The organism is Desulfatitalea tepidiphila, from assembly GCF_001293685.1.
Classification (GTDB): Bacteria; Desulfobacterota; Desulfobacteria; order Desulfobacterales; family Desulfosarcinaceae; genus Desulfatitalea; species Desulfatitalea tepidiphila.
Genome location: NZ_BCAG01000001.1, coordinates 750,831 through 764,189, shown reverse-complemented (window position 1 = coordinate 764,189; position 13,359 = coordinate 750,831). Strand labels below are relative to the sequence as shown.

Genomic DNA, 13,359 nt, shown 5'->3' with positions numbered 1-13,359 from the left:
AGGGGAGTTACCGATACACCCATGTCCATCAGTGAAAAACAGCAAGAGTTGCTGCGCCGCCTGCCGGGAGTCGATCATCTGATCCACCTGGCGGAAAATGACCCCCGTCTTCAACCCCTTCCCAAATCGGTGCTGGTCCGTGCCATCAGGGAGACACTGGCCGAGTTGCGCCGGCAGATCCTGGAACAGCCCGCCACCGCCGACGATCGATGGGATGACTCGTTCGATATGATCGCCCGGATTGTCCAAAAAGCATCCGTCGTACAGGCCTATAATTTGAAGCGGACCGTCAACGCCACCGGTGTCGTCGTGCACACCAATCTGGGACGCTCGTGCCTGGCCCGGGAAGCGATCGACCACCTGGTCCAAATTGCCTCCTGCTATTCCAACCTCGAATTCGACCTGAAAGCCGGTCGGCGGGGTTCCCGCTACAGTGCGGTCGAAGATTTGCTGTGTGAATTGAGCGGCGCCGAAGCGGCCATGGCGGTCAACAACAACGCGGCCGCGGTACTGCTTTGCCTCGATACCATGGCGCGGGGCAAGGAGGTGATCATCTCCCGGGGAGAACTGGTGGAGATCGGCGGATCGTTCCGGATTCCCGACGTGATGGCCAGAAGCGGCGCCATCCTCAAGGAGGTGGGCACGACCAACCGCACGCATCTTCGGGATTACCAGCAGGCCATCTCCAACGATACCGGATTGCTGCTCAAGGTCCACACCAGCAATTACAGTATCGTCGGATTTACGGCCGCCGTAACTCTCGAACAGATGGTCACCCTGGGCAGGCAATTCAACCTGCCGGTGATGGAAGACCTGGGCAGCGGGAATTTGATCGATCTGACGCGCTACGGCCTGACCGCCGAGCCCACGGTGCAGGCCTCGGTGGCCGCCGGCATCGATGTGGTGACCTTCAGCGGCGACAAACTGCTCGGCGGACCCCAGGCCGGCCTCATCGTCGGCAAAACCGCCTTTCTCGACCGCATCAAGACCAATCCGCTGACCCGCGCCCTGCGCATCGACAAGATGACCCTGGCGGCCCTGGAGGCAACGTTGCGTTTATACCGGGACGAACGCCAGGCTGTATCCCGAATCCCGACCCTGAGAATGCTTTTCGCCCGGCGCCCGGAACTCGAGGGGCGCGCCAATCGCCTGGCAGAAGGCCTGCGTGCTCTCCCGGGGGATCGATTGGCTGTCGAACCGATCGACCTCTCCTCACGGGCCGGCGGCGGCGCGCTGCCCCTGCTGGACCTGCCCAGTTGCGGCCTGGCCGTTCGCGTTCAGGGTCTCTCGGCCAGCCGGATCGAATCCCATCTGCGGGCCAACACGCCGCCCATCATCGGGCGGATCGAAAATGACCGATTCATCCTGGACCCCCGAACCCTCCGGGACGATGAGCTTCAACTCATCGTAGATGCCTTCGAACACCTGTTAACCCACAGCACCACGACCCAAACGAATTCCCATGGAGATCATTGATGGCATGCCCACCGATCCAACAAGGCCAATCGACCGATATTCATGCCCTCCTGCGCATGGAACCGGAAACCGCGCTGACCGCCCGCATCAAATCAACTGCGGCCGGGGAGCCGCCCCATACCGACGCCCTATTTCCGCCGCCGCCCCTTGAGGCAGATTTCCTGTCCAAGACGGCTTCGTGGGAGCGCTTTGCGGCAATGGCCATTCATTTCGACCGCGCCGATGAGAACAACGATAATCAGTCCTTGCACAGCGCGATCCAGGAATCCCTGACCGCCCTCGCTCAAGGCCGCGCCATGCACTGGTTTCGTTGGGGCGCCACCCTTTACGGCTGCGCGATAAAAGATGCCGATGCATCAACGGCCGGCCGAATTGCGCAACAGATCCAACACAAGCTGGACGAAACCCTGCTGGCCACCGTGTCCATCGGTCTCTCAGAGTTTCCCCTCGACGATTTCAGCCGCGAGGCGGCTTTTGAAAATGCCTGCAAGGCCCTGGATCACGCCGCCTTCTTCGGCCCCGCCAGCACCGTCGTTTTCGATGCAGTCAGCCTGAACATCAGCGGCGATCATTTTTACCAGACTGGGAAGGTGTCCGAAGCCATGGCCGAATACCGCGCGGCCCTGCGGCTGGACGCCGATGATGTCAATGTCTATAACAGCCTGGGCGTGTGCCTGGCACAGACAGGGGAGATCGAGGAGGCCGCCGCCTGTTTTGAAAAGGCCCTGGCGATCGATCCCAAAGAGGCCATGGCCGCCTACAACCTCGGGGTACTGGACCTGCTCCGCAAAGCAGATGAACAGGCCCTGGCCCATTTTCAAAACGCCTACGCCCTGGACGACCGCACCTTCGACATTGCCTTTCAGATCGGCAAATTGCTCACCGAACATCATGCCTATGGCGAGGCCAAGCCCTACCTGGAAAAGGCGCTGTCGCTCAACAACACCTCGGCACCGGCCTGGAGTTACCTGGGGCAGTGTCTGCATGGCCTGGACCATATCAAGCAGGCGATCGACGCATTCAAGCGGGCGGTCAAAATCAACCCCAACGATGCGACAGCCCTATCCCGACTGGCCGTTCTCTATGACCTCAAAGGTGAAAATCCGGAGATCAGCCTGACCTTTGCCCGTCAGAGCGTTGCCCTGGCACCTGAAAACGGTGAATTCAGGATGCGTCTGGCCGAACTCTACCAGAAACACGATCGACTGGACCAGGCGCTTTCGGAATATCGATCCGCGGCCGCCTTAGGGCAAGACAGCACGGAACAGATCGCTCACGTTCAAGCTCAAATGGAAACTCCGGCGTCCAAAAAGCAACGGTGTGCCTGATCTTCCGTTGTCAGCAATTCTAACTGAATGCGATTCACCTTGAAAGGTGCGCTTTCCAAACGTTTTTTGATAAAAGAAATCCCATGGCAACGAAGATGGCAGGCGCGGGTGGAGCAGGTGGCCTAGACCACGTGAGCCTGCGGTCCTAGTGCCGGTTGAATGCAAACGGCGGACAAGCGGCCCAGACTGTTTGAGCGCAGCGAGTTTCTGGGCCGCCCGCCGTGCATTTTACCGGCACTTGACCGCTTGGCGTGTGGCATCGGCCACCTGTTTCACCCGCGCCGGGTCTAATGAACCAAGTTCAGTTATAATCCCGTTCCGTTTTTCCCCCGGCTTGCATTTTGACCGGACAATAGTTATAGATGGTGGGTTTTCGGCTCATTATCCGAATACGATAAATATCTGGGAAGGGGTTGCAGACGATCGCGGCCGAATTTCCACCAAGGAGTATTTCTGATGCCAATTTATGAATATCGATGTAAAAAATGCGGCCACGAATTTGAACAGCTGGTGATCGGCCAGGATTGCCCGGCATGCCCGGAATGTGAAAGCAAAGAGGTGTGCCGCCTGATGTCCTGTTGCGGGTTCGTGTCCAAAGGTGCCGGCGGCCAGACGATCACCTCCTCGGCCTCGGCCTCCTCCTGCAGCGGTTGTTCGGCCTCGAGCTGCGCAGGTTGCGGCCACTGATGAAATCCTCCCTGCGTATCGGGACCCGCGGGAGCCAGCTGGCACTTTGGCAGGCGCGCTGGGTCCAGGCGGCCATTACCCGCGACCAGCCGGACATCACCGTAGAGCTGGTCATCATCAAAACCCAGGGCGACAAGATTCTCGACGTGCCGCTGGCCCAGGTCGGAGGCAAGGGGCTTTTCGTCAAAGAGATCGAGGAGGCCCTCCTGGAGAACCGGATCGACCTGGCCGTGCACAGCATGAAGGATATGCCCGCCGAATTGCCGGCGGGACTTGTTATTGGTGCGATTCCGGCCAGGGAAAATGCTCACGACGCCTTCGTCTCCGTGCGACATGCAGCCCTGCACGATCTGCCCGATGGCGCCCGGTTGGGCACCAGCAGCTTGCGTCGGGCCGCCCAACTCAAACACCAGCGGCCGGACCTGACCATCGTACCCTTGCGCGGCAACCTGGACACGCGTCTGAAAAAGCTGGAAACCACGGACCTGGACGCCATCGTCCTGGCAGCGGCGGGGCTGCTGCGGCTCGGCCTGGGGGAACGGATTACCCGATATTTGAATTCCGAAGAAATGCTGCCGGCCGTTGGCCAGGGCGCCCTGTGTATCGAGACGCGCGATGACGATCCCCGTGTGGGGCCGATCGTGGTCAAACTCGACCATGCGGACACGCACCATGCCGTGCGGGCCGAACGCGCTTTCTTGAAGCGCCTGGAAGGCGGCTGCCAGGTTCCCATTGCCGGCCATGCGACGACCGACGGCAGCCGGGTCGATCTCTGCGGGTTGGTGGCCGATGTCGATGGCCGCCGCATCATCAAAAACACGCGCTCCGGTCCGGTCGAAATCGCGGAGCAACTGGGGCGCGCCCTGGCCGAAGATCTCCTGGCCAATGGCGCGGACCATATTTTGGAAAGTTTGCAATCCCATGGCTGACAACGCCCAATCCGGAAAGGTCTACCTCGTCGGTGCAGGCCCTGGTGATCCGGAACTGCTGACACTCAAAGGTCAACGGTGCATCGCCCACGCCGATGTGCTGATCTACGACTACCTGGCGGCCAGGACCTTGCTGGCCCATGCCCGTCCGGATTGCGAGTGCATCTATGTAGGCAAAAAAGGCGGGGACCACACCCTCGCCCAGGAGGGCATCAACGCCCTTCTGGTGGAAAAAGCGCAGTCCGGCCGCGTGGTCACCCGGCTGAAGGGCGGCGACCCCTTCATCTTCGGCCGTGGCGGTGAAGAGGCCGAAGTGCTTCAGGCCGCGGGCATCGATTTCGAAATCGTGCCCGGCGTCACCTCGGCCATCGCCGCGCCGGCCTATGCGGGCATTCCCTTGACCCACCGCCAGTTTACCAGCACCGTGGCCTTTGTGACCGGCCATGAAGATCCCACCAAGTCCGGTTCCGACATCGACTGGCCGTCCCTGGCAAAAGGGATCGGCACCCTGGTTTTTCTGATGGGCGTCAAGAACCTGCCCCATATCGTGGCGCAGCTGCGCCGGCACGGCCGGCCGGCCGACACCCCGGTTGCGCTGGTGCGGTGGGGCAGCACCACCCGTCAGCGCACCGTTACCGGCACCTTGGACGATATCGTCGAACGGGCGCGCGCTGCCGGCATGAAGGCCCCGGCCATCATCGTCGTCGGCCAGGTGGTGCGTCTGCGCGAGACGCTGCAATGGTTCGAAAAACGGCCGCTTTTGGGAAAAAGAATCGTCGTCACGCGCGCCCGGGCCCAGGCCAGCGACCTGGTGCAGCGGCTGAACGATCTGGGTGCCGACTGTATCGAATGCCCCACCATCCAGGTGGTGCCTCCGGAAAGCTGGACAGCATTGGATGCGGCCTTGGAACGACTGGCGCAATATGGCTGGCTGGTCTTTACCAGCGTCAACGGCGTCGACGCTTTTTTCCAGCGTCTCTTCGAAACCGGCCGGGATGTCCGTGTACTGGGTCACCTGCGCACGGCCGCGATCGGGCCGGCGACCGCCCAACGACTTCGGCGATACGGCCTGACCACCGATATTCTACCCGACACGTATCAGGCCGAGTCGGTGGTGGAGGCCTTTTCCCGACAGCCGATCGACGGCCAACGGATCCTATTGCCGCGCGCCATGGAAGCCCGCACCGTGCTGCCCGAATCCCTGACCGCCATGGGCGCCGTGGTGGATGAAATCGCGGTCTACCGAACCGTGCAATCCACCGAAAATGCTCCCCTTCTTTTGGAGGCACTCGAGGCGGGGAACGTCGACATGGTCACCTTCACCAGCTCTTCCACGGTCAGGAACTTCAAAGCCTTGCTGCCCGAAGGGCTCGATCCAGCCGTTCTGGAAAAGGTGGCCGTGGCCTGCATCGGCGACATCACAGCTGACACGGCCAAACGGCTCGGGTTCCGCGTCGATCTCGTCGCCCCGGTCTTCACCATCGAAGGCCTGAGCGACGCCATCCTGCACTATTATCATTCAGCGAAGACGGCTTAGGCGGTTCGAATCCTTTAATGGATTCAGCAGTTCCAACTGAATGCTATTCACCGTGGAGGGCACGCTTACCACAAGGCGATTGATAAAAAAATTCACATCGCAACGGAGATGGCAGGCGTGGGTGGAGCAGGTGGCCAGGGCCACGTGAGCCATGCGGTGTAGTGCCGGTTTAATGAATAACATTCAATTAGAAACCCTGTAATGAATTAAAACGGGTTGACCCTGCCCACCGTTAAATTATATTTTTAAACAACCCTTACGATCCGACTTCGTCTCGAACCGACACCTCGGGCGGCCCCTTTCCCCAGGCCGCCGCGTAACGGTTTCATAGCCAAACCAGAGCACTATTACAGGCTTGGAGAAGCCATGCATGCCTATACGGACAAACTGCCCGAATTCGTCGACGTGTTGCGCACGATGATGGATACCATTATCACCAATACCGTCCTCGTCGGCCAGGTGCCCGCCCCCACCTTTGAGGAGCAGGCCAGGGTCGACCTGTTTCTCGAACGCCTCTCGGAGTTTGGCGTCGACGAATGCACCACCGATGAGTTTTTCAACCCCATCGGGATCATTCAGGGCAGCTCCCGCAGCCAGCCGCCCATCTTTGTCGTGGCCCACATGGACTCGCCTTTCGGCAAAGAGGTGGATCATCACTACACGGTCGGCAAAAATACCATCACCGGTGCGGGTGTACTGGACAACGCCCTGGGCGTCGGTGTTCTCCTTTCCCTGCCTGAAATCTTTCGCAAACTTGATCTCCACTTCGAGTCGGACATCATTCTGGCCGGTGTCATCCAATCCATCGGCAAAGGCAACCTGCGAGGCATCCGCCACTTGCTCAAATCCTGGTCGACCCCCATCCGCGGTGCGGTCTGCGTCGAAAGCGGCGAATTGGGCCGCTTAAATTACTACTCGGACGGCATGATCCGATGCGAGATAACCTGCCATGTGGATCCGGCCCAGGAACGTTCCCAACGGTTCTTTCCCAATGCGATCTTGATTCTCAACGAGGTGATCAACCAGATCATGGCCCTGCGCCTGCCGCTGAAACCAAGGACCAAAATCATCTTCGGCACCATCCAGGGCGGCCTGAAACACGGTCAGATCGCTCACGAAGCCACCCTCGGACTGGAGATTAGAAGCGATGCGGACACCATGGTCAAGGAGATATACGGCGACATCCGTGATATCATCGACGGACTGCGCCATGAATACGAGGTGGAGCTGATTCTGGAAAGAGTCAGCAACCAACGAGCGGCCAGCCTCAGGTACAACCATCCGTTGGTAAAAGCCGTCGTGGGCATCATGAAAACCCTGGAGTTGGAACCTTTCAGCGAGCCCAGCGAATCCGAGCTTTCCATCTTTTTATCACGCCAGATCCCGGCCGTCACCCTCGGTGTCAGCCACGGCGAAGGCTACCAGCAGACAGATGCGACCATGCAGATCGAACCCATGTTCAAGGGGATCGCCCATATTCTCGGCGCGATCATGGCCATCGACGCTGGTGTGTGCGACGCATAGAGTGCCGGAGAATTCATCGAGAGAAGTATATGCAACACACCTGGATCAAAACCAACACCTTCCATCACAAGGATTTTTGCGACCTGAACCAACTTGTCGCGCTCAAACGACACAAAGGGTTGAAGATCTCCTTGTGTCTGCCGACACTCAACGAAGAAAAAACCATTGCCAAGGAGATCGTCATTTTCAAGTCCGAATTGATGTCGCGCCATCCGCTGCTCGATGAAATCGTCGTCGTGGATTCGGGCTCCACGGACGACACCCGAGATATCGCGCGTGCCTACGGCGCCGATGTCTACCGGGCCGCCGATATCCTGCCGCACCTGCCGCCCTACACCGGTAAAGGCGAGAACCTCTGGCGGGCCCTTTACGTCACCCAGGGAGATATCATCGTCTATCTGGATGCCGACATTAAAAACATTCACCACCGTTTCGCATATGGACTCATAGGGCCGCTCCTGGTGCATGATCATATCAAATACACCAAGGCGTTCTACGACCGTCCCATCGCATCGGTGGACAAAACAGTCCGGCCGACCGGCGGCGGCAGGGTGACCGAACTCGTCATTCGACCGCTCTTCTCCTTGTTCTTCCCTGAACTGACCCAAATTCTTCAGCCGCTTTCCGGAGAGTACGCCGGATTCCGGGAAGTATTCGAACAGCTTCCCTTTCCCATTGGATATGGCGTTGAAACCAGCATGATACTGGACATCTACGAAAAATGGGGTTTGGAGATCATGGCGCAAGTCGATCTGGAAAAGCGTATCCACCGCAACCAGGACACAAAGGCGCTCGGAAAGATGGCCTTCGCCATCCTGAAGACCTTCATCAACCGTAAAATCTCCTTGGGCATGATCGATCTGAAAGAGGAACTGCACGACGAGATGATTCAATATCGTCTCGTAAAGGGGGCCATCGAGCCGGACATCGTGCAAATCAAGGGGGTTGAACGACCACCGATCATCGAGCTGCCCGAATACCGTGCAAAACACCATCCGCCAGGGGCGGCTCGCTAAAAAATGGTCACTAAATCGAGCGATTATCGGCTTGCCTCACGGCAGAGAGTGTGTTAAATATCCTTGATAAAAGTAAAAATGTGACAATGGGGCCTATCAGTGGGTCGAGTTTGACTGTGCACTGAAGTGATGCTGGGGTTTTCCTGCGCTTCCAGTGATCCGAAGTTGAAATGACGAGGTTGTCCATGGAGCGGATCGTTGAATCAATCCCATCTCTCCCGCCAGATAGAGAAGCCGATCGTGAAGAAAATCGCCAAGTGGCGCGACCAGACTTTTTTGACGACCCCTTCGATGCGTCTCTGCCCGAAAAACAGATCAGCCGTCGGCAACTGATCAACAAACTGAACAGTCTCAATTTTCAGGACCGGGCCCTGAGCGTCGTTTTTCAACACCGCGAATACCCGAGGACCCTGACGCTTCAAGCCTATCCGCTGCCCTGCCAGGGCGCCCGCCTGGTGTGCCGGTGGGATAAGGAAATCGATTTCGACGTGCTCGCCGAGTCCTACCGCTTTCAGTGCCTGCACGTGTCCAAGGGCCAGCAACTGATCAAGGTGCAGGCACAGGTCAACGCCATCAACGAACGCCAGATCATTCTGACGCTGCCGGAAACCTGCATCGAAATCAGCACGCGGAAAATTCATCGCCATCAATGCCGCCAGGTAGCGGCCTATCTATTCCAAAACGGCGCAACTTATTACGGCAGTCTGTTGGATTACGGCGCCGCACAATTTCGGGTCAGCGTCACCACCACCCCGCCCCAAACCTTCGGGTGGATCGAAGTCGATCTGCCGGTCACCATCGTCTTCACAAAGAACAATCGAACGCTTTACTCGGGCGAATGCCGTATCGTCCGTCACGACGGAGGGGTGGATACCCGCCATTTTACCTTGGAGCCGATGCAGCGTCAGATGCGTCGTTTTCAGTGCCGGGAGTTTCGCAGCACCCGGCATCAGTTGACGCCCCCACCGGACGTCTCCTTCGAACACCCGCTGTTCGGCAAAACCATCGATTTGAAAGTTCATGACATCTCAGGCTCCGGTTTCTCTGTGGAAGAAGATGCGTCCTCCACCGTTCTCCTGCCGGGGCTCATCATCCCGGACATGAACTTGATCTTCAGCGACGGCAGCACCTTGCACTGTATCGCCCAGGTCGTCTATTGCCTGGCCCAGAACGGTGCCCGACATCCCGTGGTGCTCTCGGGCCTGACGATTCTGGACATGGCCGTCGAAGATCATATCCGGCTGCTGGGGTTGATGCACCAGGCCACCGATGCGCATGCCTATGTCTGCAAAAAGGTGGATATGGAGGCCTTATGGGATTTCTTCTTTGAAACCGGTTTCATTTATCCGGAAAAGTATGAATTCATCCAGGCCAACAAGGAAAAAATAAAAGCCACTTACGAAAAGCTCTATAATCAAAACCCGAGTGTGGCCAGCCACTTCATCTACCAGAAAGACGGCCGCATCCTGGCGCATACCGCCACCGTGCGCTTCTACGAATCTTCGTGGATGCAGCACCACCACGCGGCCATACGAAGTGCCGGCAACCGGGGCGGATTGATCGTTCTCAATCAGAGCGGCAGGTTCATCAACGAGTCCCATCGGCTCTATTCCATGCATATGGATTACGTGTTTTGTTACTTCCGACCGGACAACAAGTTTCCCTACCATGTCTTCGGCGGAGCGGCCCGCAACATTCGTGACCCCAAAATCTGTTCCCTTGATCCGTTCGCCTATTTTCACTACCGCAAGCAACCCGGCGCGCACACCGCGCTGCCCAGCCGCTGGCAGCTGACCCCGGTAAAAGAAGAAGACCTGAAAGACTTGCAGACCTTTTACGAGAATCATTCCGGCGGATTGATGTTGCAGACCCTGCACCTGAGTCCGGAACGTTTCGATTGCAGCGGAGTGGTCGAGACCTATCACCGTATCGGTTTGAAACGTGAGCGCCATCTGCTGGCCTTGCGCTGTCGGGATAAACTCAGCGCGATTATCATGGCCAATGTGACGGACCTCGGGTTGAACATGTCGGAACTGACCAATTCCATCAGTATCCTTGTCATCAACGGAAGATACTTGACGCAGGATATCATTCAGGCGATCGTCGACGAGCTGTCTCACCATTATGAAAGCAGTGAGATTCCCATTTTGTTATATCCCCTGCAGACGGCAGAGCAGATCGGCATCGATATGGAAAAGAACTACACGCTCTGGGCCTACGATACCCGGAACCTCGACCCCTATTTCAGATTTTTGAAACGCCTGCTGAAATACATCCAGCATTAGCGATTTCAGGCCCGAGCGGAAATTGCCTCTGATGGAAGAAGGCCGGATCTCAGAGGAAGGTTCAGGCGGCGTGATACTCCATCGACCGACCCGAATTCTGTTGAAGCTCCTGGGATTGGTAAAGCTCCCATAACTGCAGAAAGGCGTTTTCAAAGGAACGCGCCTCTACGTACTTTCGCGCTTCGGCCCCCATCTCCAGGCGCCGCTGACGGTCCCCCACCAGGGTCCGCATGGCGGCCATGAGGCTCTGCAGGTCGTCCGCCCTGCAGACCAGACCTGTCTTGCCATCGATGATATTCTCACACGGCCCGCCCTGGTCGCTCACCACCACGGGAAGACCCGATGCCTGGGCTTCGAGGACCACATTTCCGAATGTATCCGTGCTGCTGGGGAAGACAAAGAGGTCGGCCGAGGCATACACCGCGGCCAGGCTTTCGCCGCTCAGGTATCCGGTGAAACAGCACGGCAGTCCCTTTATTGCGGCCTGCATCTCCTTTAAGTAGGGACCGTCGCCGACCACGACCAGCTGTACCGGTTCGCCGTTTGCGACCATCCGCCTGAAAGCCTCGGCGAGAAGGTGCAAATTCTTCTCCTTGCTGACCCGGCCGACATAGAGCAACCGGGTGCCTTCGGGCAGTGGAAACCTCGTTTTGAAAATGCCGTTGCGCTTGACCGGATTGAATCGTTCGACATCGATCCCCCGCGGGTAGAGCTGGATCTTTCTGGGGTCGAGGCCTTTGGCGCACAATTCCTCTTTGGTGCTTTGGGACGGTGCGTAAATAACGTCGAGCTGATCGTAAAACCAGAGGACGTATTTCCATGCCAGGTCTTCGATGGCTTCGTCTCCGGTGAGGACCTGGGCATACTGGGGAATGGCCGTATGGTATGTGCCGCTGGTTGGCAGCTTGAGGATCTTGGCAATGGCCAAACCGGCCAGGCCCACCGGCCCCGGTGTGGCCAGGTGGATATGATCGATCTGCTCATCGTAGCAGAATGAGAGCATTTCCAGGAAAGGCGGATAAAAAATCTTCTGCTCGGGATATTCGGGCAATTCATAGGTCCCGATGGGGGTGAAATTGCGAACACCGGGCTGATCGATGTCTGCCTCCGCCGCATGGCAGGTGATCAATTTATAGATTTTGCCATGCTTCAATGCACAGTGCACCTGCTGTTGGAGGGTCTGGGCCACGCCATTGACCTCATAGAAGGTATCGGTGAAATGGGCGAACCGGAATGCTTCCCGGGCCTTTGCATCGGTCGAGGTAACGAATTGCCTGCGGATGCCCTCGCTGAAGGTCCGGTCCTTGGCGAACTGGGAATACGCCACGAAATAGGGCGCCAGCAGTGTGTACAGCCCCCCTGCCGAACCGATGGTCGAAAAAATGTTGAACACATTGGCCCCGGAGAGATGATCGAGCAGGTGGTTGCCGAAATGGAGCATGACGCCCTTGGATGCCCGATTGACGAAATCGAACCATCGCTTTTCGCGCGCAACGAAATCGTTGGATGAGGCATCCGTGTTGTAAAATTCCGGATCCTCGTGGATCAGCTGATGGGTTTCGTAGCGCAGCAGGGTCATCAACGAATCGCAAACCGGTATCCCGGCCCGCTTTTCGCGGCGATGCTGCCAAAGGAGATAGAGACGGGCCCAGAGACCCGGCTGGACATGCTCGTCCACCTGGAGGCTGCGATCGAGAAACTGCATGAGCACATCCTTACCCGCATAGCGTCCCAGGTTGAATTTGCTTCGGTAGTACTGATAGGCGATGCCATATAGGTTGTGTCCCATGGTCAGGGGCGTGGCCGGCTGGGTGACCACCTGGGTCTCGATGTCTTTCAATCCAGCCGATAGGTGTCGGGGCGAATCGATGCCTGTAATCCGGGTAAACGTCCTGGCGATATGGAGGGCGCTGTGGTCGTCCGAACCGCCCCACAGGCGCTTTTCCCAAGGTCTCGCATGCATGGGGGCCAGGTCGTGACGATCGGCCAGATCTTCCATGCGCCGGGGGGTCAATTGCTCGACAACTTCCCGGATACACTGGTTCTCGCGCGGATTGCGCGCGCCGTTGAGCTCGAAGTTCTCGAAAAGCAGCAGCATCTTCTCGAAGTGCCCGGCGGTGAGACGATCGTTGATGGCGTAAAGCGGATGGGCCGCGATGGCCAAAATGCTCTGCTCCTGTAAGTAACGCGCCAGATCGAAGATATTTTCGCGGACCTTCTGGATCTCCCGGTGCTGGACCTCGTCGATGTTGAGGGCGAGCACGTGCACCTTGCACTGATTGTCGGGAAAATAGGTGGTGATCTCCTCGCTGATGAACGTATCGTCCAGATGGGCGATCTCCAAGGCGCCGTCGATGGTATTGTGATCGCTGATGGTCACATGGCTCATGCCCCGGCTCTTGGCGATCTGGTAAAGTCGCAACGGTTCGGTGAAACTCTCCGGGCAGCCCAGTTTTTTCAAAATCCATTGGCTGGGTCTCTTCGAGAATTTGGAATGTACGTGCAGATCGATGCGCATGGTGTCTCTCCTTTTCCGATTCATCATGGCATCGCTTTTAGCGCCGCAATGGTTAAGGC

9 protein-coding genes are annotated in these 13,359 nt (G+C 57.9%); 8 read left to right on the top strand and 1 reads right to left on the bottom strand.

The window, feature by feature from the left end; genetic code table 11:
• Positions 1 to 21: 21 nt before the first annotated feature.
• From selA to DFT_RS03265, 8 genes are all read left to right on the top strand, one after another.
• Positions 22 to 1,476 carry an L-seryl-tRNA(Sec) selenium transferase gene (selA, locus tag DFT_RS03300; protein WP_054029795.1) on the top strand — a complete coding sequence of 485 codons (1,455 nt, stop codon included), beginning with the start codon at positions 22 to 24 and terminating at the stop codon, positions 1,474 to 1,476.
• Positions 1,476 to 2,804 (top strand): tetratricopeptide repeat protein, encoded by a 1,329-nt coding sequence (locus tag DFT_RS03295; protein ID WP_054029794.1) that lies wholly within the window; start codon positions 1,476 to 1,478, stop codon positions 2,802 to 2,804. Before selA ends, DFT_RS03295 begins: the two co-directional genes overlap by 1 nt.
• A gap of 456 nt (positions 2,805 to 3,260) precedes the next feature.
• Positions 3,261 to 3,491, top strand: coding sequence for an FmdB family zinc ribbon protein (locus DFT_RS03290; RefSeq protein WP_054029793.1), 231 nt, complete (start codon positions 3,261 to 3,263; stop codon positions 3,489 to 3,491).
• A complete protein-coding gene (gene hemC, locus DFT_RS03285) occupies positions 3,491 to 4,420 on the top strand; it encodes a hydroxymethylbilane synthase (protein ID WP_054029792.1) in 930 nt (309 codons plus the stop codon). Before DFT_RS03290 ends, hemC begins: the two co-directional genes overlap by 1 nt.
• Entirely contained in the window at positions 4,413 to 5,957 is a 1,545-nt protein-coding gene (gene cobA, locus DFT_RS03280; protein WP_054029791.1) for a uroporphyrinogen-III C-methyltransferase, read from the top strand. The genes hemC and cobA overlap by 8 nt, the downstream gene beginning before the upstream one ends.
• 366 nt (positions 5,958 to 6,323) lie before the next feature.
• Complete coding sequence (locus tag DFT_RS03275) at positions 6,324 to 7,481, top strand: M28 family peptidase (RefSeq protein ID WP_054029790.1); 1,158 nt, start codon at positions 6,324 to 6,326, stop codon at positions 7,479 to 7,481.
• A gap of 29 nt (positions 7,482 to 7,510) precedes the next feature.
• Entirely contained in the window at positions 7,511 to 8,497 is a 987-nt protein-coding gene (locus tag DFT_RS03270; RefSeq protein ID WP_054029789.1) for a glucosyl-3-phosphoglycerate synthase, read from the top strand.
• Positions 8,498 to 8,754: 257 nt separating this feature from the next.
• Positions 8,755 to 10,782 (top strand): PilZ domain-containing protein, encoded by a 2,028-nt coding sequence (locus tag DFT_RS03265; RefSeq protein WP_076750367.1) that lies wholly within the window; start codon positions 8,755 to 8,757, stop codon positions 10,780 to 10,782.
• A 61-nt stretch (positions 10,783 to 10,843) separates the two neighbouring features.
• Here the strand turns inward: DFT_RS03265 and DFT_RS03260 are convergent, their stop codons facing one another.
• The gene (locus DFT_RS03260; protein WP_054029787.1) at positions 10,844 to 13,300 is read right to left on the bottom strand and encodes a glycosyltransferase; all 2,457 of its coding nucleotides are present in this window, start codon (positions 13,298 to 13,300) and stop codon (positions 10,844 to 10,846) included.
• Between the last annotated feature and the right edge of the window lie 59 nt (positions 13,301 to 13,359).

Excerpts from the sequence above, each read along its gene's own strand:
- DFT_RS03260 (WP_054029787.1), bottom strand. The coding sequence starts at position 13,300 with ATGCGCATCGATCTGCACGTACATTCCAAATTCTCGAAGAGACCCAGC.
- hemC (WP_054029792.1), top strand. The coding sequence starts at position 3,491 with ATGAAATCCTCCCTGCGTATCGGGACCCGCGGGAGCCAGCTGGCACTT.
- DFT_RS03295 (WP_054029794.1), top strand. The coding sequence starts at position 1,476 with ATGGCATGCCCACCGATCCAACAAGGCCAATCGACCGATATTCATGCC.
- cobA (WP_054029791.1), top strand. The coding sequence starts at position 4,413 with ATGGCTGACAACGCCCAATCCGGAAAGGTCTACCTCGTCGGTGCAGGC.
- selA (WP_054029795.1), top strand. The coding sequence starts at position 22 with ATGTCCATCAGTGAAAAACAGCAAGAGTTGCTGCGCCGCCTGCCGGGA.
- DFT_RS03270 (WP_054029789.1), top strand. The coding sequence starts at position 7,511 with ATGCAACACACCTGGATCAAAACCAACACCTTCCATCACAAGGATTTT.
- DFT_RS03275 (WP_054029790.1), top strand. The coding sequence starts at position 6,324 with ATGCATGCCTATACGGACAAACTGCCCGAATTCGTCGACGTGTTGCGC.
- DFT_RS03290 (WP_054029793.1), top strand. The coding sequence starts at position 3,261 with ATGCCAATTTATGAATATCGATGTAAAAAATGCGGCCACGAATTTGAA.